Source organism: Clostridium sp. KNHs205 (assembly GCF_000702945.1).
Taxonomy (GTDB): domain Bacteria; phylum Bacillota; class Clostridia; order Lachnospirales; family Lachnospiraceae; genus Anaerocolumna.
Genome location: NZ_JNLE01000003.1, coordinates 2,335,594 through 2,359,759, shown reverse-complemented (window position 1 = coordinate 2,359,759; position 24,166 = coordinate 2,335,594). Strand labels below are relative to the sequence as shown.

16 protein-coding genes are annotated in these 24,166 nt (G+C 38.7%); 3 read left to right on the top strand and 13 right to left on the bottom strand.

All coding sequences use genetic code 11. The annotated features are described in order from the left end of the window. Positions 1–134: 134 nt before the first annotated feature. The 3 genes from BR73_RS0110130 to BR73_RS0110120 all read right to left on the bottom strand — a co-directional run bounded on the left by BR73_RS0110130 (position 135) and on the right by BR73_RS0110120 (position 3,638). Positions 135–599 (bottom strand): hypothetical protein, encoded by a 465-nt coding sequence (locus BR73_RS0110130; protein WP_347463391.1) that lies wholly within the window; start codon positions 597–599, stop codon positions 135–137. Between the two features lie 499 nt (positions 600–1,098). Continuing rightward, positions 1,099–2,622 carry an NAD(P)-dependent oxidoreductase gene (locus tag BR73_RS0110125; RefSeq protein WP_033165430.1) on the bottom strand — a complete coding sequence of 508 codons (1,524 nt, stop codon included), beginning with the start codon at positions 2,620–2,622 and terminating at the stop codon, positions 1,099–1,101. Positions 2,623–2,624: 2 nt separating this feature from the next. Next, entirely contained in the window at positions 2,625–3,638 is a 1,014-nt protein-coding gene (locus tag BR73_RS0110120) for an NAD(P)-dependent oxidoreductase (RefSeq protein ID WP_033165429.1), read from the bottom strand. A gap of 194 nt (positions 3,639–3,832) precedes the next feature. Between BR73_RS0110120 and BR73_RS0110115 the strand changes: the two genes are divergently transcribed. Further along, positions 3,833–4,414: a TetR-like C-terminal domain-containing protein gene (locus BR73_RS0110115; RefSeq protein ID WP_033165428.1), complete on the top strand. Its 582-nt coding sequence runs from the start codon at positions 3,833–3,835 to the stop codon at positions 4,412–4,414. Between the two features lie 221 nt (positions 4,415–4,635). On the opposite strand, the gene BR73_RS0110110 is transcribed toward BR73_RS0110115, so the two are convergent. Continuing rightward, positions 4,636–5,961, bottom strand: coding sequence for a glycosyl hydrolase 53 family protein (locus tag BR73_RS0110110; RefSeq protein ID WP_051685103.1), 1,326 nt, complete (start codon positions 5,959–5,961; stop codon positions 4,636–4,638). A 223-nt stretch (positions 5,962–6,184) separates the two neighbouring features. Between BR73_RS0110110 and BR73_RS0110105 the strand changes: the two genes are divergently transcribed. Both BR73_RS0110105 and BR73_RS0110100 read left to right on the top strand, forming a co-directional pair. Continuing rightward, positions 6,185–6,874, top strand: coding sequence for a response regulator transcription factor (locus tag BR73_RS0110105; protein WP_033165427.1), 690 nt, complete (start codon positions 6,185–6,187; stop codon positions 6,872–6,874). A gap of 144 nt (positions 6,875–7,018) precedes the next feature. Next, complete coding sequence (locus BR73_RS0110100; RefSeq protein WP_033165426.1) at positions 7,019–8,068, top strand: HAMP domain-containing sensor histidine kinase; 1,050 nt, start codon at positions 7,019–7,021, stop codon at positions 8,066–8,068. Positions 8,069–8,226: 158 nt separating this feature from the next. Here BR73_RS0110100 and BR73_RS0110095 read toward each other — a convergent pair whose 3' ends face one another. From BR73_RS0110095 to BR73_RS0110055, 9 genes are all read right to left on the bottom strand, one after another. Next, entirely contained in the window at positions 8,227–10,767 is a 2,541-nt protein-coding gene (locus BR73_RS0110095) for a family 78 glycoside hydrolase catalytic domain (RefSeq protein WP_033165425.1), read from the bottom strand. Further along, positions 10,761–12,212 (bottom strand): MFS transporter, encoded by a 1,452-nt coding sequence (locus tag BR73_RS0110090; protein WP_051685102.1) that lies wholly within the window; start codon positions 12,210–12,212, stop codon positions 10,761–10,763. Before BR73_RS0110090 ends, BR73_RS0110095 begins: the two co-directional genes overlap by 7 nt. 27 nt (positions 12,213–12,239) lie before the next feature. Next, on the bottom strand, positions 12,240–14,666 hold the full coding sequence (locus BR73_RS0110085) for a glycoside hydrolase family 3 N-terminal domain-containing protein (protein WP_033165424.1): 2,427 nt from the start codon (positions 14,664–14,666) through the stop codon (positions 12,240–12,242). Positions 14,667–15,166: 500 nt separating this feature from the next. Beyond that, entirely contained in the window at positions 15,167–17,509 is a 2,343-nt protein-coding gene (locus BR73_RS0110080; protein WP_242860653.1) for an alpha-L-rhamnosidase C-terminal domain-containing protein, read from the bottom strand. 73 nt (positions 17,510–17,582) lie between these two features. Continuing rightward, positions 17,583–18,440, bottom strand: coding sequence for a carbohydrate ABC transporter permease (locus BR73_RS0110075; RefSeq protein WP_033165423.1), 858 nt, complete (start codon positions 18,438–18,440; stop codon positions 17,583–17,585). Positions 18,441–18,451: 11 nt separating this feature from the next. Beyond that, positions 18,452–19,354: a sugar ABC transporter permease gene (locus tag BR73_RS0110070; RefSeq protein WP_033165422.1), complete on the bottom strand. Its 903-nt coding sequence runs from the start codon at positions 19,352–19,354 to the stop codon at positions 18,452–18,454. A gap of 92 nt (positions 19,355–19,446) precedes the next feature. Then, a complete protein-coding gene (locus tag BR73_RS0110065; RefSeq protein WP_033165421.1) occupies positions 19,447–20,766 on the bottom strand; it encodes an extracellular solute-binding protein in 1,320 nt (439 codons plus the stop codon). A gap of 161 nt (positions 20,767–20,927) precedes the next feature. Next, positions 20,928–22,427 (bottom strand): response regulator, encoded by a 1,500-nt coding sequence (locus tag BR73_RS0110060; protein WP_033165420.1) that lies wholly within the window; start codon positions 22,425–22,427, stop codon positions 20,928–20,930. Positions 22,428–22,433: 6 nt separating this feature from the next. Next, the gene (locus BR73_RS0110055; protein ID WP_033165419.1) at positions 22,434–24,137 is read right to left on the bottom strand and encodes a sensor histidine kinase; all 1,704 of its coding nucleotides are present in this window, start codon (positions 24,135–24,137) and stop codon (positions 22,434–22,436) included. Positions 24,138–24,166 lie beyond the last annotated feature (29 nt).

Below are 24,166 nucleotides of genomic sequence, written 5' to 3'. Positions count from 1 at the left end.
ATTTGATATTTGCAATTACCAGCTCTAATTACGAATTAGATACAGCGAGAAAATCACAGATTTTCACTCTTTACTCCTTGTTTTAATTTCTATCTGAATTACAATTCAAAACTTCATATACTCTAAACTATCTCTCAACATAAACACTTAACAGTTTCCTTTAACTCATCACTGAACTCTTCGAGATCTTCAAAACTAATCGCGCTATCACTTATAAGGGAAATAATGTTATAAACAAGGTTCGATCGGCTCATTTCTAAATGAACGCCAGTTTTCTTCCTATCTTCCTTTATTCTCCTGTCCAGCCTCCAAAACTTTTCTGATGGATTAGCGTCTTCACTTAGTAATTCTATATATTCCTTATTGAGCCTGTCCATATAGGCTTCCTGCCAATCACCAATTTTATTTCTGAAAAGCATCCAGTCCTTTTTTGTAAATCTCTGCTCTTGCAAAGCCCCAAGCCTCCCTCTAAATTCAAAATTTTCAATTCCATATCTAAGCAACTTCTTCCCCAAGCATTTTCCTCTTTCTTCCACTGCGATAAACAGCATTTCAAGTTTCTGTCCATCAATCCCCATAAAGGCCAATCGGAACTGCATTTTCATTCCCACCTACAATCAAATGCGGTATCCCGCCTAACACTTGAGGAACATATTTTTTAATATTTTGTATTTCTCCGTCTGACAAAAACAGATGTATCATTTTTACAAATTTCACACATCTCTAATAGTTGCTGCAATAACAATGGGGTGCACCTCGGTAACCGGGAATATATTTCAATCCAACCAATAAAAAAACACACCTACATATCTTGCTCACTGTTTGTCCAGGCCTCCAGTTTCTTTAATATCTGTTATAAGTATAATTCATATTGGCTAATGTCTCCAGTATATTGTTATATAAATATAAAAATAATTTACTATTTTATTTTTCATAGAATACTCTTTTGAAATTTGTTTTGTCTTTTCTTATTACGATATTATAATAGCATTATGGCCTAAAGCACACAAGGTGATAAAATTCTGATGATTTTCTTACCAAAAATACCTGTGATATAAGCTTTTTAAATCTTATACCACAGGTAGATTAATACTTTAGTTATAGTTCTAGTTCTGTAACCTCTTTCTTATACTCGCGTCCTTTTTCATTCTTATCATGAAGGGGATTCCATACCTGTGCAAAGAAAGGATCAACCTTTGCTCTGGCAGCATAATTCCAACTCTTACGTTCACATTCCGGGCACCAGTGTCCCCCTTCCAAAATAAGACGGGGACTCGCTTCAAATTCATGTCCAAAGGCACACTTAAATTTAAGTTTTCCCTTCCAGTCACCCTTTTTCATCGTTGTAGATTTACATTCGCCTCCCCGGAATTTAGCAGCATCGTTTATATCCTTTATATCAAGTTCTTCTTCCGGCTTTGATTCATCGTAACCATGGTCAATATGCACTACCTTATCCCAGTTTTTAAAGTGTTTAAAATCATTGATATTTTCCGGAATTTCTTCCCATGCCCTTTTACTTCCCCAATAGGCATCAATGTGGTCTTCCATATTCTGCTCGATGAAACGGACGGTACCGTGCTCCGTTCTTGCATCCTTTAAAAACATCTTCTTCATGATACTTCCCATGAGTTTCTGCCCTCCGGGTAGTTTACACATAACCCTTGCCACTGTCACTGTTGATCCGAGAGTTTCCAAATAAGCATCGTAAAAATACTGCATGGAATCATGTCTGAAATGCAGATGTTTCTCCAGCTTATCCGAATCCAGATAAAACTGCCCGTGGAAATTTCTCGTTGCATACCACTTAGGTTCAATGACATATTTTAAATCCTTAAATCCAATTGCACCATACAGTTCCTTATACATGGTAAATGTATCTACCCTACAGCTTTCTCCACCACCGATATTATAAATATGTCCCCAGAAATCTTCTTCCAGCTCACCGGTGTAATGAAAACGTGCAAGATTTCCAAGGAGTATTCCCGAATCCCTGTCAGATACATATTCCAGCACATTATCCAGGCAATTATGATACATAATAGCATCCCTTATCTTACTCATTGCCGGTCCCATAATTCCGGTCTGCCTTAAGCTGGCCCAATATTTTAAGCCCGATTCAATGAGGAGACGTTCTGCTGCTATTTTAGAAACGGCATAATAATCATAAACACTAGGTTTTAAGGGATCACCAACTCTTCCCCAATGAATAGGCGGCATCCGGTCCCCTGTTTCCGCTATGGTACCAATGGATACTACCTTTACTTCATCCATTCTTCCTTGCTCTTTGATGGCAGTAATTATATTTTTCATAGATCCGTAATTTATCTTCATGGCAAGTTTAGGTTTATAATCCGCTATAGGTGATACCAGAGCTGCAACATGAAGAACGATGTCCACATTTTTAACACACTCATATACGTCCTTATAATTGGTAAGATCACCCCAATAGATGGTAAGTCCTTTTTTATTTTCAAATTCTTTCATCTTTTGTCTGTCTGTCTCCGTATCAAGAACCAGTACAGTAATTTCCTGCTTATCCGTATCTTTTAGTAATTCCTTCAATCCGAGAGACCCCATACCGCCTGAGGCTCCGGTCAGTAACACTCTTTGTTTTTTCATTTTTATTCCCCTTTCATATCCAGTGCATTTACTTTTTTATCCATGATATTAAGACATAAACGAATAGAATCTCCTATTGCCTTATCTATATCATCAGGCTTTACCCCAAGAGGTATACACCCTAACGACTTATCTATAAATTGCTTAGAACACTGAAGTTCTGTGAATTTAACCATGTGAAGTCCACCTTCCAGATTCTTCTTCTGCTGCTCTTTCATAAGTTTTCTGCCACCTGCAGCATACATCCAATTCGGTATGGTAACAATCTTTTTTCCGGGACAACCCAGATGTTTATGGACGATGGATAACATGTCCTTCCATTCCATATTATAGTAGCCTATGGGATAGCAATTACCGCCTTTATTCCTTTCAATAGCTCCTGCAATAGCTTGTGCTACCTGAACTACCGTAACCATAGTAGTTCCGCCTTTGGGATAAAGAGTAACCCCTTTCATGTTTCTTATGCTTTCTACCAGGAACATCCATACCGGCTTACGTCCCGGCTGGGTTCCAAAGATATAAGGAAGTTCTAAGACTGCAACATGAAAATCCTTATCTGCCATGGACATAGCTGCTTCCTCCTGATCCCTTCTGCTTCGGATATAAGGATGCCACTTAGTAAGCTCCTTTTCCGGCCAGATTTTATTAAAATAAGCAAAATAGGATCCGCAAATAACCGAATGCTTCACCCCACATTCCCTGGCTAAGCGGAGAAGCCGTTTTACGGGGTCTATATTATATTTCCGAAACAAATCATAAATTGGTGCAGGCCCTTCCACCCTTTCGTCCACTCCAGCTGCAAATACAAAACCTTCACAACCGTTGAAATATTTTTTCAATTCATCATCGGACATCTCCAGGTAATTTCCAAACTCAATTTTCATCTGGGTTGGTAATACCGCTCCGGTTGGCAAAGGCGGCAGTGCAATTGATACCACCTCATGCCCTCTGTTTATTAATTCCTTTGCTGCTTCGCTACCCAGTAACCCAGTACCGCCTATCATAAATACTTTCATATGCTACCCTCCTTTGAGGTCCTTTTACTTGACTTATCATTTGTATAGCCATATAATAAATGACATAGCGTCTATTTTACAACCATCAGTTTATTTTTAATTGCTATTGAATAGACACATTCAATAAAAATGTCATTAAATCAACATATTTCAATAAATTAATCACCATCTTAAATACGAAAGGAATCTTTCAAGTGAAAAAAAAGGAAAACCAACGGATAAAACTTACGAAAACTTTATTGAAAAACAGCTTAATTGAACTAATGCATACCAAACCCATCAGTAAAATTACCGTTAAAGAGCTCTGTGAAAATGCAGATATCAACCGCTCTACCTTCTATCTTTCTTATACAGACCAGTTTGCCCTTTTAAAGGAGATAGAAGAAGATCTTTTACTTAATGCCAGGGAACATTTGAAAAAAATAGACTCCGATTTAAACAGTCTTCATTATCTAAAGGAACTCCTGTATTATATGAAGGCAAATTCCGATATTTTTTATACCCTGCTATGCCGTCAGGAGAATATGTCCTTCCAGACAGCCTTTATTAATACCTCCATCGGGAATTTAGAAATTAACCTGAACCTTCAATGTGATGAAAAAACCTCCAACTATATATACCGCTATGTGATCATGGGCTGTTTAAGCTTAATAACAAAATGGTTTGAAGCCGGCTTTGACATGAGTCCCGAGGAATTGGCTGAGATGATTTTCCGTTTGTCGGACAATGCCGTTTCCATATATGATGACAGTAAAGTACTCTTTTCAAAAAAGTAATTTATTTTTGCTTTTCAATAGATTCTTGCCCCCCCATATACTGACTATTCCTACTACTATGCTTAATACGCCAAACGCAATATTCGTAATTCCAATGTTCTTCATTTTCATATAGGTTTTTTCTAGCATAATTATCCTTTCTTTTACCGAATCTATCTTTCATAGTTAATGAATGCATATTTACAGTATTATGGGTAACAGCAACAAATCCTGCTTCCCAATTATTTCAGCTGCTGCAATATAATTTCTTTTGCAGCTGCTTCTTTGTTATCATAGGAAAACATGGACATGCTTCCCCAGCCGCTGAAATCTGGTGCCCAATAGCGGATGCCTGCCAGACCATGGGTTTTCCCCCACTCTACAATATCCCTGTAAATAGCAGCCTGTCCCTCTTCATTATGTGGATACCCTTTAACCGTATTGGACCAGCCAGCATATGCTCCCTCAACCTCCCCGGAGGGATATGAAAATTCTGCAACGAACACCGGTATATTGCATTCCTCATTTATAGCCGTTACAATTTTCTTAAACATGGTAATCTTATTAATATACACACCCGGCGCACTGGGATAGAAACTAATTCCGGCGGTATCCAAAGGGAAGCCGTTTTCCTGCAGAGTCTTAAAATATGTGACTGCATTATGCACGGTTGTTACAACAGTAGCTATATGGGTGGAAAATTTGATACCGCTGGGATCAATATCCAGCTTTTTATAAGCAGACTTTATGCCTTCCGCCACAGCAGCCATTTGTTTTGCATTATATTTCCATACATTATTTTTCAGCCAGCTTGTTCCCAGTACCGGAAGAATATTTTTTTTCCAGGCAGGTACCTTTGCCAGCTTTCCATTGACAGCGGTTTTTAAACCTACATTTACTCCGGCAAATCCATAATTGGCTTCATTTCCGATATTCCAGTTGTCAACAATGCATCCGGTTTTTAAGATTTCCGTAGCTACGAATTCACCGTAAGCCTTCAGCACAGTGCACATTTCCTCCAATGTCAGCTCTTCCCAGGCCTTACCATTCTGAAGCTCATAAATTTCCGGATATTCGCTGAAATCCGGTGCCTGCTGTCTGTCCATATCCATATAGGTATAGGCACACATAATTTCGGGATTAATTGGAATGTTTAGTTTTGCCGCCAGCCTGCATAGTTCAAGTCCCTGCTCCAGGGTATGATAATTTGCATTGGAATCAAGTTCTCCATTTACTATATTATCCTCGGTCTTAAAACGTTTTGTTGCTATCCTTGCATACATTTCGGTAGCACCGGCTTCAATAAAAACTTTCTCCAGCTCCTCTCTGTTTTCGGCAGATAAATCTCCTGCCTTATACTGATATCCTTCTTCAAAGGCTTCTCCGGAAAAAGGGCTTACGGAAAGAGCTGTACGAAAATTCTCATCATTCGGTGCCGGTTTGTAATTTTTATCCTCCTGATAAACAGTCAGGTTAAAGAATACAATACCTCCTGTTATAAATACTACAAATAGTAAAGCTATTACTACTTTAATACTTGTTTTCATTTTTTTTAAATAAGTTAACATGTTTCCTCCTAATGTTTAATGTGTAATTTTTAATACCAAGATTATAACAATCTAATTTAAACTTTTTATTAACTTTACAATGATAATTAATTATGACCTTAAGCAGTTCCGACAATTTCATATAAAAAATACTACTATATATGATATAATAATTTACAAAGTTTAAAAATTGTTTACATCTGAGTGATATAATACATTCATAAAATTATAAGAAGGAGGATTTATGCTTAATATACTTGTAGTAGAAGATGATTCAAAATTACGACATCTGTTTTGCACCGTTCTAAAGAAAAATAATTTTAATCCACTCCCTGCCGGGGACGGTGAAGTAGCCCTTGAAATGATGGAACGTGACCATGTTGATCTGGTTATAACCGATATTATGATGCCGAATCTGGATGGATATGCATTGACAAAGCTTTTACGAGAATATAACCCTGCCCTTCCAGTACTGATGATAACAGCAAAGGATACCTTCGAAGATAAAAAACGTGGTTTTCTTGTCGGAACCGACGATTATATGATAAAGCCTGTAGATGTAAATGAAATGATTCTTCGAATACATGCCTTGATGAGAAGAGCAAAAATCGTATCGGAGCACAAAATACTTTGGGGAAGTACCTCCCTTATCTATGATAGTCTGGCAATAATCTATGAGGGAAAAGAAGTACAATTGCCTCAAAAAGAATTTTATGTCCTATATAAACTGATGTCCTACCCGGGTAAGACTTTTACCAGGCAGAAATTAATGGAGGAAATATGGGGTATGGATACAGATTCCGAAGAGCGGACGGTAGATGTTCATATTAACCGTTTACGCGACCGGCTCAAGGACAATAAGGATATCAAAATTATTACAGTACACGGTCTGGGTTATAAAATAGTAAAACCGGAAACAATGACGAATGATTAAAGGTTTACCTGAACCAGCACACCGGAAAGGAACAAGTGTGAAAGAAATTTATAAAGAGAAAGGTTGCCACACTGAGAATCTTTCACACATTCTTATTTGTGGCAGTATCCCAGACCAGTCTGGGATATGCAATGGGTGTAAATCATGTATAAGCAGAAAAGGAAAAGACAACCAAGTCTCTGGCAATACTTCGTATTAATTGTTTTTGCCATAATGGTTATGACCTCGGTCATTATGTATTTCATTATTCTCTTTGCCATCAATACTAATTTACTGGACCGGCTTGAATTCAGTCTTCCCTTCGCTATCAGTGCCGTACTTGTAATCAGCATCCTCATCGGTACCATCATAACATCTCTTGTAGGAAAACGGATACTGACACCCATAACCAAGTTGAACCATGCTTCAAGGGAAATAGCCGGCGGAAATTTCAATGTTAAGCTGGAGACCTCCAGTCAGATCAAAGAAATAATGGAGACCTTAACAAACTTCAATCAAATGGCCCACGAACTTTCCAGTATAGAAATGATGCGGAATGATTTTATTGCTAACATATCCCATGAATTCAAAACCCCCATCGCTGCCATCGAGGGATTTGCAACTTTACTCCAAGACAGTGGGCTTGCAGAGGAGGAGCGGATACAGTATACCTGCATGATACTTGAGAGCACCAGACAGTTCAGTGCCCTTTCCTCTAATATTCTTAAGCTGTCAAAGCTGGAAAATCAGGAAAAAATCTTAGACCAGACTTCCTACCGCCTGGATGAACAGCTGCGGCAGGCAATACTGTTTCTGGAAAACGCCTGGACGGAAAAGGAGCTGGAGCTGGAGTTGGAGTTACCGAAAACATTTCTGTACGGCAACGAAGATTTAATGATGCAGGTCTGGACGAATTTATTGTCTAATGCTATTAAATTCACCCCAAAAGGAGGAAAAATCCATATAACCCTCGAAAACACTCCGCAGTTGGTCTGCGTTTCCGTGAAAGATACCGGTATCGGAATATCCCCCCAGGAAATAAAGCATGTTTTCGAGAAATTCTACCAAGCTGATAAATCCAGAGCCCGTGACGGCAACGGACTTGGATTGTCCCTGGTATACCGTATTGTCAGCTTATGCGGTGGTACCATACAGGTCCAAAGCGTGCCCGGACAGGGAAGTGAATTCACTATTCAGCTTCCGAATTCCTATTAGTTGTTTCTCATGTAATAGATGTTCGAAGTCGGTTATAAATATGCACTTCTGTTAAATAGTGAGAAGGATCTCTCATCTGCGTGCTTTTGACGAGTTCAAAATCAGGTGGAGCGAAAGATTCCTCTTATACTCCACCTGAAATATTACATTCTTTACAGTTAATAAGAAAAGCTGTAACTTCCGCTGGCAAGACAATGCTCCTCACCATTTGGCAGCATTAGGGTACATTGTGTTGATACGGGAACTTCTACCGTGATGGAAAAGTGATTATCCTCGTTCTTCCAGTCAGAAGAAATCCTGCCATAAGGTGTGATAACGCTGCCTTTAACCCAGGTAATTCTCTTATCGGGTATCGGTGCAATACGAAAGTTCTTATAACCGCCACTGATTGCCTCAATACCCGCCATGCGCCGGTACAGCCAATCTCCTACGGCACCGTTAGCGTAGTGATTGAAGGATACCATACCGCCTCCCGATTCCTCTTCGGATTTTTTACCTGCCAGGTCACCGATATTAACCGTTCCATCCGGACGCAAGGCATCCCAGCGTTCCCAGATTGTAGTACCTCCCGCTTTTACTTCATAGAGCCAGGAGGGGCACCCCTCCTGCAGGAGCACATCATAGGCAGTCTCACTATAGCCGTTATCCGACAGCGCAAACAGCAGATAGGGGGTTCCGGTAAATCCCGTCGTTAGATGATTGTCTGCAGCTTTCACCAGCCTCACCAGATTATCCGCCAGCTTTTTCTGTTCCTCTCCTTCTGCCATATCAAAATGCAGCGGCAGAACATAAGCAGTCTGGAATTCCTTCTTAAGCCTTCCATTTCCATCGGTAAATACTTTAAAGTAAGCTTTCATTATCCTTGACCGGAGATTTTTATAGTACTCTGCCTCCCGCTTCTCTCCTAAAAGCTCCGCTATCTGAGCTACAATACCGCAGGAATTAGCAAAATAAGCCGTTCCGACCCATTTCCCCTTCTTTAGCCACTGATTGATTGTTTCATCAGGTGCACACCAGTCACCGAAGTGAAAGGGAAAACGCCAGATAAGCCGGCCATTCGGTGTAACGGACAGCAAGCCCGACCACCATTTTGCGGCTTTCAGGAATTTCTTCATACACGGATACTGTCTTTTTAACAGTCCTAAATCTCCTCTTGCCAGATATTCAGCCCAGGGTACCAGAATGCAGCTATCTCCCCAGCAGGAATTCGCCATTGCAGGCCAGCTGTCTCCGGCTCTTGGGACAACCATGGGGATACCGCCTCCCTTACCTTGTTCCGCTCTCATGTCCAGAAGCCATTTATCAATGAAACGTCCCATATCAAAATTATAGCAGGCAGTGCGGGCAAATACAGCAAAATCTCCCGTCCAGCCCTGGCGTTCGTCTCTTTGTGGACAATCTGTGGGGATATCTACAAAGTTTGATTTACCGCCCCAGCGGATATTGCTTTGAAGTTTGTTGATAAGCTCATTGGAGCAGGTAAAACTGCCGGTTTCTTCAAAATCAGAATGTAGAACCAATCCAGTCAGCTCAATATCTTCCTTCTTTATTCCTGTTACTCCGACATACCGAAAGCCCATGTAAGTAAGCCTGGGCGAATAGCTTTGATCCCCGTCCTGACAGTGATAGGTTGCAGTAGCTTTCGCGGTACGCAGGGATTTTACAAATAGCTCTCCGTTAACCAGTACTTCGGCATGGCGGAAAATTATCTGCTGCCCTTTCTTTCCCTTCAGTCTTGCAGATATCACTCCTGCAAAATTCTGTCCGAAGTCATAGATGATTTCACCAGAAGGGGTCAAAGTTATATTCTGCGGCTTTTTTATCTCTTGAACCCTTACCGGACTGCCATATTGGGAAAGAATTTCCGGTTTACTTCGTGGGTTGGCTGCATCAGCCTGCTTCCAGGTGACTGTATCTAAATCAACGGTTGCATCATAGGTTTCCCCGTCATACCATTCTGCCATCCGGTAATTTCCGTCTTCCGTCACCTGCCAGCTTTCATCCGTACCGATTACCTGCCGCGTACCATCCTCGTACTCAATGTGCAGTTCACATAGTAAGGCTTGCCTGTCGGCACTGATTTTATTCTTTCTTTTATAGTTGAAGGAACCGGCCGCCCAGCCTCCTGCTACTACAACAGTAATAATATTATCCGACTTTAACCTGTCCGTAATATCATAGGTCTGATATTGAAGTTGATGCTCATAGGAGGTAAATCCCGGTGCAAAATAGTCCTCTCCCACCTTTCTGCCGTTAAGCATAAGTTCATATACCCCAAATGCAGTAGCATTTACCCACCCGCGCCTGATTCTCTTGTTTATAGCAAAACGGCTGCGGAAAGTCATAGGCACAGGTGATACCTTCTCCGGATAATCATAACTTAAATCCGTAATCCACTTTGCTTTCCAAGGGGTTTGAAGTCTTCCTGTTTCAAAGAAAGCAGAAGTCTTTGTCGTTTCACCGCTGCTTCCCACAGCCTCTACCCACACCTCGTATCTGGTAAAGGGTTGCAGCTCTCCTCCATAAAGATTATTTACCTGGTCCACAGTCTCACAGCTCCAGCTGCCTGATGTAATCACAGCTTTTACCAGATGCTCCCCTTCCCTGTCAGACTCCAGAGAAAAAGAAATATTCGGTCTTCTGTCTGTGATACACCCATTAGTAAGACCTTCCATTTTCAATGCCGTTATTTTTAACATCGTCTTTCCTCCCTTCTGGCTTTGATATCAGCTTGTTTTCTGTTAATATCTTTTTCAACATTTAAAAACAATAATAGTATTACAATTACAACGCTGCTCAGAGTCTCAAACCCTACAAAAGAAAAAGTGATAGCATTCTTAACTCCCTGGGACTGCACTGCTACCAGCTTCCCGGCTGCGTCGTGATAAGGTGCTATGTAGCCCGCAGCAGACAGAAGCCCGTTAAAGATTCCGGTACAGATTCCACTCATAGCAACCGCTATGGTATTGTATACGGACATAGCAATTCCATCACAGCGAAAACCTGCTTTCCATTCTACATGATCCAGGGTGTCAGCAAAAAGTGCCATAAACACATAAGCGCAGGGCAGCCCACCAATATTCTTAATAAATTGTCCAATTAAAACAATCGTCATATTTATTGGAAATAGCCAGCAGATACCACTTCCTATGCCATATAGTACAAAGCCTGCAAGAGTTATGTTTCTCTTACCGAATTTCTTTGCCAGGGGCCAGACAGCAAACACACCGATTCCCATAGGGATTTCACCGATTACCGATAACATCATTTGGGTGATACCGTCATTATAGGTACCAAGGACATAATTACTATAATATACCAGTCCGAGGTTCTTAATGGTGGAACCCGTTATCTGAAGCAGGAAATATCCAAAGATAATCAGCATGAATCGGTCTGTAAAGATAACCTTTAACTGTTTTCTAAACTGCAGCTTTTCCTCTACTAATCCCTTGGTCTCTTCCGTTACACGTTCCTTGGTAAAGTAATATTCCATCAGCGTTAAAGGAAGTGCCAGTGCTGATATCAAGCCCATAATGATTGTCCAGTGTCCTTTGTCCAGTCCCACCATAGGCATGATTATCATAGGGAATACCAGTGCTACCAGTATACCGCTCATCATGATGGTAGCAATCTGATTGAATACGGATAATTTCCCCCTCTGCAGGGTATCTCTGGTAGAGAGCGGAACCATTAGGTTATGACTCATGTTATATATGGTAAAGGCAAAGGAATAGTAAAGGTTATAGGAAAGCATTACCCATATTACCTGCACCGTACTGCTGGCATTGGGTACGGCAAACAAAAGGATACCTGAAAGTGTCAGAAAAGGAGCTGACAGTAAAAGCCATGGTCTTGCCTTTCCTTGCTTTGTCCTGGTCCGGTCTATGATGTAGCCCATTAATATATTGATAAATGCATCGATAATCTTTGACACAATGGGAAATACCACCAGAAATGCTCCTCCCCAGAAATGGGTCAGATCCAGTACATCTGTATAATAAACATTTAAATAGGTTGCCAGTACGGCATTCAAGAGCAGGGCACCGGCAGGACCAAACAGATATCCCAACCATCTTTCTTTTCCGGTAGTATCCTGTGACTTAATACGGGAATCAAAAACTTTCCTTTGTAAGAGTTCTCTCATGTTCTCTTAACCTCTTTTCCGAATATTCTAGCTTGACTTGTTCTTCTTATTGCTTTTTAGAAACATCTTTAATCCGCGTAAAAAATGACCATTTGCCATTTCGACAAATCCAGCTGCGATATTGTAGGTAAACTGACCGCTTGAGGACATACACATGGAACGCAGGGAATTAGACGGCATCATTCTTACAACAAAATAGGAATTTTTAAGTCTTGTATCACGTTCCAGGGAATCTGGCATTTTCAGTGCTTTTTTATACTCCTTTTGAATAACCCCCATAACAGCCTTATAAAGAAACTTCCCCATGAAAGTTCGTTTAAATTCCTTTAACGAAGATTCCAGTGTCAAAGTACTGCCAAAAGGCACATCCGTTTGCTCCACACCCGTAAGCTTATTAAAACATCCCGGTATTTCCTTAGGCGGTATGTGATAGGCTGCTTCTACATCTTTTGCATAAGGTGATTCCTCTTCTGTTCCTTCCTTTACCGTAAGCTCTGCCCTAAGCCTGATATCAGCAGAAGAGGCTGCAAGGAGGATTTCATAGTTTCCATTTTCCAGTATCCAGCAGTGCTTTTTAACATTCCAATAGGATAAGTCCTTTTTGTCAAAGCATATCTCTATTGCTTTTGTCTCTCCCGGCTGTAAAAACACCTTAGTAAAACCGCGCAGTTCTTTTTCTGCTTTAAAAACCTTACTGCTATTGTTTTTAACATATAGCTGTACAATTTCAGACCCAGCTATATTTCCATTGTTGGTAATATCAGCATGAACAGTTACTTTCCTGTTATCTTCTTCTATTTTTATTTTCTCATACTGAAAAGTCGTATAGGATAATCCGTAACCGAATGGAAAACGAAGCTTTGTTCCAGCCTTGTCATAATAGCGGTACCCTACATAGATGCTTTCATAATACCTGGATACCGGTCCGAGGTTGTAATCCGCAGAACAGCTTGTATCCTGAACACTCAATGTCCAGCTTTCAGCAAGCTTACCGGAAGGTGTCGTCTCACCATACAGCAGCGCAGCTGTAGCTTCTCCTCCGTACATGCCGGGCAGATACATATTCAGCAAGGCTGATAACCCGTCATAAAAAGGAAGTTCCACAGGCGCTCCTGCATATAGAATAAGAATAACTTTTTTTCCGGCTGCTATGAGAGCCTTTAGCAATTCCGCCTGATTGGCTCCCATTCTTAAGTGCTCTCTGTCAAAACCTTCGCTCTCCTCAAAGTCTGTAAGACCTCCGAAAAACAACACTGTATCCGCGTTGTCTGCCGCATGAAGTGCGGCTTGTTCTAATTCTTTGCTGCGTTCAGTATAAAAGCATCTGTAACCCTTTTTATAGGTGTAGGAAATTCCTCTTTTGTCAAAAGCATTTTGGGGGGTTATAACCTCCGGCGGATTAATAAGTGAAGAACCCGCTCCCTGGTAACGCATTTTCTCAAACATTTCCCCCACTATCAACAGTTTCTCTTTTCCTGTTAGAGGGAGTAGTCCATCGTTTTTCAACAGTACAGCGCTATCCTTGGCAATGTCACAGGACAAAACTGCATTTTCTTTTAAAAAGTCATAAGCAGCCGGTTCACTCTCCTTGCATTTCTCTATCAGATTCAAGACTCTGTTTACTGCAAGATCCAGGTTTTCCATGGGTATTTCACCTTTTTGGACAGCTTCAACAATAGAATTTTTATTATAATATACATCACCCGGCATATCTAAATCACAGCCTGCGAGAACACCTTCCACCCGGTTACAGGTAGCACCCCAATCTGTCATTACCAGACCGTCGAATTCCCACTCCCCCCTTAGAATATCCGTCAGCAGCAGCTTATTCTGTGAAGCAAAGGTACCGTTAACCTGGTTATAGGAGCACATGAGAGTATAGGGTTTTGCTTCTTTCACTACTCTTTCAAAAGCTCTCAGATAGATTTCTCTGAATGCCCTTTCATCTACTATGCTATCTCCGATAAAACGGTAATTCTCATTGGAGTTGGCTGCAAAATGTTTTACACTGCAGCCGACTCCCATACTTTGCACTCCATTTACAAAAGCCGCTCCAAAGGCACCGGACACAAGGGGGTCCTCTGAAAAGTATTCAAAATTCCTGCCGCAGAGGGGACTTCTCTTTATGTTTACCCCTGGTGCAAGCAATACATTTACTTTAGCTGCCGCACATTCTACTGCAATAGCTCTACCCATACGGTAAATATTTTCTGTATTCCAGGAAGAGGCAACCGTTGCTGAGGTAGGAAAAGCGGTGGAGTGTTCATTGTCAGAAACTCCAAAACCTCCCGTTGCCTTCCTGACTTTTCGCAAACCATGAGGACCATCTGTAAGAAATAGGGGTGGTATCTTAAGTCTTGGAACTTCATTGGTGTTCCAAGATTTTGTCCCCTCAAGAAGGGAAGCTTTTTCTTCCAATGTCAGTTCCGTAATCTTCCTTGTTATATTTTTCATATTCACTCCCATCTGTGTGCTTTAGCACACATGCAAATCAGGAGGTTGAAAAAACTGCTCTTGTTTTTTCAACCTAACCTCTATTCTTGCGCATACCAAGTTTGTGGTGCGCAAGCACAAACTTGCGGTTGAAAAATTTATTTTTCATCCTCCCTGTCTTATTCTGTTTTATATATAGTTTATACCGTCGTCTCAAGACAGTATTGTAATATTGTTATATTAATTGTAATATTGTTTTTAAATAAAATATCTTATGCTATTTTCTTTCACTAAATATGCTTCATCCATCTTTCCTATTTCATAAGAGTGCTATTTTATTCTGTTATAGTATTAATCCGCAAACTGCAAAAAGGGCTTATGCAAAACAGTTCTTTATCTGTTTTGCATAAGCCCTTTTTAAAACTGCAAGCATATTCTTATTTCTAACCAATTACCACCTTGTACAATTTGTATATCAAAATTATAATAATTCGTGAAAAAATAAATTGAACACCTCAATTTTATAGATAAATTTTATTGGATTTATTATAATTTACTGAACTGTTGTCCTGTCTTAATTCATAATCGATTACAATGTTTTGGTCAACCTTTTTCCATTTAACCTTTACAATTCCCCCTGGTGTAAAAACTTCACCTTCTGCCCAATCAAGATAACCGGCTACCGGTTTAATCTCTATCTCTTTAAATCCCGGTGCTGCCGGACGCACTCCAAGAACTGCTGCCGGAAGCTCATAGAGAGCCAGGGCTCCCCAGGCATGGCAATCACTTCGTTCTTCTAAACCATCCTCCACACATGTAGTCAGGTTCCTTTTATACATATCACGCCACAAATCCCATAGCCCATCTGTATATTCATACAACCCGACTTTTTCTAAGGCACGATATAAATAAAATGCCATTGCTACTGAGCACTGCGCATAATTCTGTTTATGATTAAGCGTCTCAATTATATTTTTACTTCCTGTTTCTATATCCAGCGTATCTGTCAAGACAGCAAATACCTGACAATGCTGGCTATATTCCTCTATTCCTGGTCCATCCTGAATCATACCATTGGTACCCATACAGTAAGTCTTTACTGCATTAATCACTTTTCCGGCCCGTTCATTATATTCCTCTGCCATTCCATTCCTACCAATAAAAGAAGCTAATTTTGCTGCATGTGACAGTCCCATTGCATATAGAAAACTTTCCATTGTTATAGGACCATCCAATATGGCTCTGGGAACTCCTGTTGTCTCCTTCCATTGTGTGGTCCAATCAATAAAAGACCAATAAGCATCTTTTAAATTCAAACCTCCATTTTTACCAACAAGGCCTTCCTCTGTGAGAGTTCTGTCGAAATAATTAAGAATTCCGTCAACGGTAGGCATATGATATTTAATTAATTTTTCATCTCCAAAATACATCATATGATCATATAGCATAAGGATATAATAAATTGAAAAACCTGGTATAATATTGGGTCCATAATTGGGATAGGAACAGTTAATCATACCGTCATATCTTTGTGACCGCTTAAAATCATCATAGCATTTACGTGCCAGTCTGTCATCAGCGGATACCATAAAAGTATATAGTATTTGAGACCGGGTATCCATAGCATATTGAAGCTGTTCATAAAATGGACAGTCTTCATAAGTTTCATGCATACATCTCCTTAGTGTTCTCTCACTAATATCCCAAATTTTAGCCAAGGATTCATCAGAAGTTTTTACCCAGGTCTTTACTTCTAAAGGATATCCTGTTTCTAAATAATCAAAGCTTTCAATTGATAAAGGTTCTTTGTATGTCTTTATTTTTAATTGAATAAAGCGGAATGTTCGGAACCAGAACGGCTCATAAACCTCTGCCTGCTCCTTTTTTCCAAGACCTAATACTTTATACGTATCTGTAAAACCATGCAGATGGCCATTTTTTACATCCATTCGGTCTGCCTTTTTGGGTAAATCAGATTGTAAGTTCTCAAATGTTTCCGGCTGTACATATCCTTCTGACTGCAATATCTGAATTGTTGCACCGGAACCCCCTGTCACAGCCAGCTTCAGAAAACCTGTCATTAATTCCCCGGCATTGATTTCAATAATCTCTTCTGTATTAGCTTTTACTGCAACACCTCCCATGCCATACAACATGCGATTCCAGGTTTTTTCATCTGATTCCGACTGTCTGATAACAGTAATACCTTTAAATTTTCTCGGAATTTTATTCATATATGGAATTGTCCTAGCCGTTAAATTTCCCGGACTTACGGCTTTACTTATTGCAGAAGAATCATATATGACAGCATTCTCCCAATTCAGGTCGCAGAAATCTTTACTCATCCAATCGAAGGAATCCTTATTTCCTGTAGCTTCTTCCAAAATCTGAAGAGGAGCAAAAACAGACGATTCAGAAATAATCTCTATATTTGTTTCTTTATGGCATTTCCAAGTCTGATTTGAGGATAAATTAACGATTTCTCCATTTTCCTCACGGTACTCTCCGTTAAGAAATAATCCCGGTGTTTCCGTTCTATATATCCCATGATTTCCTTTCCTATGATCTAACGGATAACGGAGAACAATGACAGCCAGTATGTTAATCCCTTCATTTAAATACGGTGCTATATCAACCGTATCATAATACCATATTAATCGATCTCCTTTACTGGGACCAATTTCAATCAATTGCTTATTTATATACAGTTTATACCTGGAATCAGCAGAGATGTTTATTTTTAATTCTGATGGTACCTTATCTATTTTTATTTTTTTTCTGAAATAAACGATTTTGGGAATTTCTTTATCCTCAGCATTCCAACCAGGAACCCAAATCCAATTCATTTTATCAATATTAAACAATGTTTTCGCTCACTTTCTTTTTTAATCCATTACTATATAGATAAATCTTAGATACCCCATGGACTAAAATTAGTTATCCTTTTACTGCACCACCGGTCAATCCTTCCACAATCTGCGTTGAGAAGAGAAAATAAATGATAATGATAGGAATTAAGGTAATAACAACTGCAGCCATTGATTCGTTCATATATCTGGTAAACTGACCGATGTATTGATAGATTGCTAAGGTTAACGACTTTACATTTTCGCCGCCTAAAAATACCATAGGCATGTAAAAATCATTCCATTGTCCAATCCCCGTAATCAGTGCCATTGTAAAGAGTACAGGTTTACTGATAGGATAAATTATCCTGAAGAAAATTTTAAAATCTCCTGCACCGTCCAGCCTTGCAGATTCTTCCAGTGCAACCGGAATAGTCTTAAAAAACTTCTGGAATATGAAACATGACATGGATATACCAGAAATATATATAAGGATTAATCCCATAAGATGGTTTAGCAGACCAACCTTTTTTAACATCAGAAAAATCGGAAGGACACTTACCTGAACCGGTACCATCAATCCTACTAAAAAATAACTGGTGATAAAAGCTTTCCCCTTAAATTGATATCTTGCTATTCCATAAGCCGCCATAGAAGAGAGCAGTATACAACCTACAGTTCCAAATAAGGTTAATATCAAGCTATTTTTAAAATATAGAAAAAAATTATTCTTAAATAAAATTGTAATGTAACTATCCATTAGAAATTTTTTCGGCCACCCTGTAAAATTGGTGACCAAATCACTTTTCGACTTAAAGGAATCTAATAGAGTAACTCCAATCACAAAAATAGTAAAACAAGTATAAAGAATTAATATGATAGATATAATCCATCGGACGGTCTTCGCTGCCGGAGACAGAATTTCATGTTTCGTTTCTTTTTTTCTCATAAAGGTGCCTCCTAATTTTCATATTCAAATTTGGAAAGTATTTTATTCTGTACTGAAGTAACCAAAAGCATAACCACAAACATTATTACGCATATGGACGCTCCGAATCCAAGGTTTGATTGTCCATTAAATGCGCTGCCGAAGGTATACCGGTAAAATACCAGATTGACAAAATCCAGAGAACCGCCGACACCGCCGGTTGCACCTCCTAAAATAAAAGGCATATCAAAAATTGCCAGAGCCCAGATGGTACTCATTGTTATTATGGATGCACAGGAGGGAAGTGTCATCGGAAGCAGAATATACATAAATCTCTGTGGCTCCGTACATCCATCAATCCTGCAGGCTTCCATAATATCCTGTGGAATATCCATCATGTTCGAATAAAAAATCATAATACCGGAACCGGCACCCTGCCAGATAATCATTGCTATCATTAATTTGAAAGCCCATTTGGGATCCCCAAACCAGGCACCCTGCAAATCAGACATTCCAATTCCTGATAAGAAGTGATTTAAATATCCTATATTAGGATCGAATATCAGTGTTGCAAAAAAACTGACGATGGTTGAGCTGATTACATAAGGTAAAAACACCATAAACTTTGTATATCTGAAAAAAGGAATTTTAATATAAAACAAATATGCCAATATATATTGAAAAGGCGTTATGATTAACCAAACGCACAAAAGATATTTCAAATTATTCAGTACTGCGTGTAAAAATGTAGGTGCAATTCTTGCGTCCGTAAACAACGTTATAAAATTCCCAAGACCATTGAATTTCATTTCACCAAAACCCGACCATTCAAAGAAACTTAAATATATTACATAAATTACCGGTGCAATGATAAACAATGTATAAAAAATAAAGCCCGGAGCGATAAACAGTAAGTGTTTTCTTTTATTATTCATAAAAACCTCCTAATAAAGGGCTGTTGCATATAACAGCACATGTGTTACATTTTTGCAACAGCCCTTTAAATACAGTCCTAAAATATTTTAATTTATTGCATTACTTCGCTTATTTCCTTTAAGAAGTCATCAACTGATAAAAGTTTAGAAAAAACTACCGGAAAATCATTACTGAAAATATTTGCGGCTTTCCCATCAGTTGAATTAGTACTTAATACATTCTGCCAGCTTCTATATATGTTTCCATTACCATAACTGCTTATCTCTTTTGCTATTTCAGAGGATGCCTCGATTTCCGGGCTTGCAGAAACGGCTCCCTGGGACTGTACCCAGATTTTCTGTGCTTCCAATGATGCACAATAATTTGCAAAGGCAACGGCAGCATCCAGATTTTTTGAAGCAGCATTTACAGAAAACCCATTTGCAGGAGTTCCGACAAGACCTGTTGTTCCATCTTCTGTCGGAATAACAAATGCACCGAAATTCAGATCCGGATTATTTTGGCTTATGGTAGCAGCATCCCAGGAACCAGCTATATTCATTGCTGCTTTCCCAGAAGTAAATCCAAGTATCTGAGCATTATTATCAGCAACTCCCAGCCAGTTATCTCCGAAATATCCTTTATCTGCCCATCCAAGCATAAGATCTAAAACGTCCTTTACCGGCTTGTCCGTAGCCGAAACGGAATTATCAGCCAAACCTTTCGTATAGTCAACGTCGTAGGCTGCAAGTATCGGTTCAAAAGCAAACAAGAGACAGTATGGATCGGCTGCGCATAATGAGATTGGTGTATATCCTGCAGTTTTTATCGTTCCTAACAGTTTCTCGAATTCACTGAAGGTTTCAGGAATCTTCCATCCATTTTCATTAAACAGGTCTTTATTATAATATACTGCTCTGGTATCCAGTGTAAGCCATGGAATAGAATAAGATTTTCCATCCACTTTTGTAAGATTCATTGCGCTTTCATCATACAGGCTGTAGTCTACCGCATTGGTTAAATCATAACACACACCATTTGATACATAATCAGCCATATTGCTGGTAGCTGTACCATTCGTCCAGAAAAGATCGGGTCCGTCACCTGATTGGATAGCGGTCGATAATATACTGTAATATTCCTGTCCGGCCTTAATTTCATATTTCACATCTACATTTGGATACAATTTATTAAACCCTTCAATCACTTCTTTCAAACTATCTTCATAACTATACTCATGTTCGAATATGGTTATTGTACCTGATATCTTCTGTTGGCCCTCTCCATCAGTTCCCTTATCCCCACCGTTTGATTCCTCTGAAACCGTATTTCCCTCATTTTTATCTGATGCCGCCTTATTACTGCATCCGACAAATAAAGTACCCATCATAGCCACTAGAGTGAACATTGCTACAACTTTTCTTAATTTCATAACTTTCCTCTCCTTTACATTGCGTAAATTTTATTTACAGTATTATTATAAAAAAAGAAAGCAGTCAATTCCATTAACAGACTTCTTTCTTTCATTCAAATATTTATATTTCAGTATAGGTTAATTTTTTATAGGTTAAAAATCATATTGGACATTCAAAATTATATCTCATCAATATCGGAACGATAATCCTTTACCGTATGTCCGGTAACCTTTTTAAACACCCGGATCATATAATTTTCATTTGAAAATCCGGTTATTTCCGCAATCTGTCCCAGGGAATACCGGCGGTCATTCAAATATGCTTTTACTCTCTCTATTTTCTGCTGATTTATATATTGTACCAGTGTCATACCGGTTCTTTCTTTGAATTTCTTGCAAAAAGAAGGTATGCTCATACAATTCATATTTGCAATTTCAGACAGCGACAGTTTTTCTGACAGATTACTTTCAATAAAATGAAATATTTCAGAAAATTCATCTTTACGAAGCTGATACAATAACTCCTCCTGAAATCGTGCTATAACCTTTTTAAGATTGTTTTTTAGTATGTCCACATTTTCCGCATACATGACAGCAGGAATAAACTGATAGACAGAATTCCATTTACTCATCACCTCTTCGCTAAACCGGTATTGGTTTAAGACTTTATAAACAAGAGTATTTACTTCATGAATAAGAATATCATTTAAAACATTTACCCGCACACTGTTCTTTTTACAGCTTTTCAGGAAGATTTGCAATTCCTCCATAAAATTTTCAATTCCTTCATCATCCAAAAAATTCTCAGGTGTAAAATGAAGTTTAGGGGTTACTGTAGAATTTACAATGCTATATTTAAATAAAAAGTTTTTTTCATCATAATAACTTAATTCCGCAGCTGCAACAGCATTTTTATAGCAAATCGGAATATCCCTGGAATCTGTCAGCTCCTGACTAACCCCCATGATTAAGGATTTATTTACATATTGCTCTACGTTTTTCTTTAACTCCGAGACATATTCAAAAATCATATTTTCACGTTCAGACGGTTTTGTATCAGTTTCAAATCGAAATATAATAAACATATCTTTTTTGTAAGGAGCAAACAGGGTTCCCATATGATACTGATTTACTATTTCCTCCAGCAGGTGTACCAGCATGTTTTCTTCCACCTGCCCACTCAAGGGTATCTCCTCACCCAGATAGGATTTGTGAAACTTCAATACACCCACCATATAAATTCCAGCTTGATCCACCATTTTTTCCAGATTATTTTCTTTCTTAATAATTTTACGGGATGTATTACTTGCGATTTTGGTATGGACTTTATATATTTCATCTATTAAACTCTTTTCATCCACACTGTGCTTTAAAAGATAACTGTCCGTCCCCAGAGAAATAGCTTCCCTGGCATATTCAAAGTTATCATGGCAGCTTAGTATGATAATTCCTTGTGCCAGATTATTTTTTCTAATATCCCTGATAAATTCAAGTCCATTCATGTCTGACATCTCAATATCTGTAATTACAATATTTGTGGGATTTGTCCTTAAGTAATCCAGGGCTTCTGAAGCCTGGCTGAATACTCCTCCTATCGTTATGTCCTCTTTCCCCTCAAGGAAGGATTTTATTCCTATTCTTGCAAGGACTTCGTCATCTACAATTATTAACCGAATCATATCTTTTCACCTTCTGATAATTGGTAATGTATATTCTACTATTGTTCCCTGTCCAATTGTACTATTAACCTGAATACCGTATTTTTCACCATATTCCAGAGTAATAATTTGTTCTATATTTTTTAATCCTATATTCGTATGATTTTTCGTTTTTTTATTACTATCCCTCCATTCTTTTACATTCATACCAACTCCATTATCCTCAACTACAATTTTTAATTCTTCACCGGCCCAAATCCTTATTCTAATCATGCCATGAATGCTGCTGCCTCTTCCTAGTCCGTGTATAATGGCATTTTCAACAATTGGCTGAATCAAAAATTTATGAATTTTATAATGCAGTACCGCTTCCTCTGTCTCTATCTCCAAATCAAAATTCATGAATCTGGCTTTCTGTATAACCGCATAGCTTTTGATTAATTCCAATTCATCCGCTATTGTATAATTAAGGTCGTCAACCTTTGCAGCATTCATCAATATCTGAATCAAGGAATCTGTAAGTTTTTGAATGTTATCCTGTTTATTGATAACTGCAATCCATCTGATTGTGTTTAAGGAATTATATATAAAATGAGGTGTCAGCTGTGCTACCAAAGACTGCATTTTAAAATTGTTCTTTTCTCTTACTTCATTCTCATTTTTAACCATCAGATTTTTAATTTTGGAGGTCATATTATTAAAATGTTTTGATAAACTTGATAATTCTCCTATGGCAATATCCGGCATCTGAATATTCAGGTTTCCTAAAGCAAACTGATCCATGGAACTCTTTAAGACACCTAAAGGTCGGAAAACATATTTTTGGAGTGTAAGAAGCATTATAAAAAGAAACAGAAAATAAACGATTGAGATATAAACATAACTTCTTTGTAATGGAGAAATAAGTTTCATCATATCCATTTCTCTGATTGTGCTAATAAAATACCAATCCGTTTCAAAAAGATGATAGGATGCTATTAACGTCTCCTGCCCGCCAATTTTACCGATACGATAACCGCTTACTTCTTCCTGTATGAGCTGTTTCGTATCGAATTTCTTTCCAAACCTGGAAGTATCAGAACTGTATAATATCATACCGTCCTTATCAACAAGGTATTTAACGGAATCCTCCATATTTAATTGCTTCAGTGCATCTGCTATCATTTTATCATTGACTACTAAATAGAGAATTCCAACATTCTTTTTCGTACTGCTGTTTAGGGACCTGGCCATAACATAGTGATTCGTATTTGCTTTACCGAATAATCTACTGGTAGGGTACCAACTGCAGCTACCTCCGTCTTTTATGATCTTACTTTGGTACTGCTCCATCTCCTCCAGCAGATTGGAATACGTTTGATAACTGTGGTATACTCTTCCTGCTGATACAAGATAGGAGGACATGATTCCGTTATAAGAGTAGCAAATTGCCGAAAGATTATCTTCTATTGCCTTTTTATCCGTTTGACTTATAGCTCCTGACAATTTCTCTACACCACCATTATAATAAAAGGACATGGTACTTTCCTCATATTTTTCCATAGATGCCTTTACCTGCGTTGTGACTGCTGTCAAAGTATCAACCATACTATCACCGTAACTTTTCCGGGCATACTGTTGAAAGACAGAAAATACGACAATGATTAATATAAAAAAAGGTATAATCACCAATGCTGTAAATAATATCAGTATTCTGGTTCTTATACCGTATTTTTCAAACTTTATCTTCATACTGGCTCCAAGGTTTATGACATACCTTT

Bases quoted from the DNA above. Each gene is read 5' to 3' on its own strand.
- BR73_RS0110130 (WP_347463391.1), bottom strand. From the start codon at position 599: ATGCAGTTCCGATTGGCCTTTATGGGGATTGATGGACAGAAACTTGAA.
- BR73_RS0110125 (WP_033165430.1), bottom strand. From the start codon at position 2,622: ATGAAAAAACAAAGAGTGTTACTGACCGGAGCCTCAGGCGGTATGGGG.
- BR73_RS0110120 (WP_033165429.1), bottom strand. From the start codon at position 3,638: ATGAAAGTATTTATGATAGGCGGTACTGGGTTACTGGGTAGCGAAGCA.
- BR73_RS0110110 (WP_051685103.1), bottom strand. From the start codon at position 5,961: ATGTTAACTTATTTAAAAAAAATGAAAACAAGTATTAAAGTAGTAATA.
- BR73_RS0110105 (WP_033165427.1), top strand. From the start codon at position 6,185: ATGCTTAATATACTTGTAGTAGAAGATGATTCAAAATTACGACATCTG.
- BR73_RS0110100 (WP_033165426.1), top strand. From the start codon at position 7,019: ATGTATAAGCAGAAAAGGAAAAGACAACCAAGTCTCTGGCAATACTTC.
- BR73_RS0110095 (WP_033165425.1), bottom strand. From the start codon at position 10,767: ATGTTAAAAATAACGGCATTGAAAATGGAAGGTCTTACTAATGGGTGT.
- BR73_RS0110090 (WP_051685102.1), bottom strand. From the start codon at position 12,212: ATGAGAGAACTCTTACAAAGGAAAGTTTTTGATTCCCGTATTAAGTCA.
- BR73_RS0110085 (WP_033165424.1), bottom strand. From the start codon at position 14,666: ATGAAAAATATAACAAGGAAGATTACGGAACTGACATTGGAAGAAAAA.
- BR73_RS0110075 (WP_033165423.1), bottom strand. From the start codon at position 18,440: ATGAGAAAAAAAGAAACGAAACATGAAATTCTGTCTCCGGCAGCGAAG.
- BR73_RS0110070 (WP_033165422.1), bottom strand. From the start codon at position 19,354: ATGAATAATAAAAGAAAACACTTACTGTTTATCGCTCCGGGCTTTATT.
- BR73_RS0110065 (WP_033165421.1), bottom strand. From the start codon at position 20,766: ATGAAATTAAGAAAAGTTGTAGCAATGTTCACTCTAGTGGCTATGATG.
- BR73_RS0110060 (WP_033165420.1), bottom strand. From the start codon at position 22,427: ATGATTCGGTTAATAATTGTAGATGACGAAGTCCTTGCAAGAATAGGA.
- BR73_RS0110055 (WP_033165419.1), bottom strand. From the start codon at position 24,137: ATGAAGATAAAGTTTGAAAAATACGGTATAAGAACCAGAATACTGATA.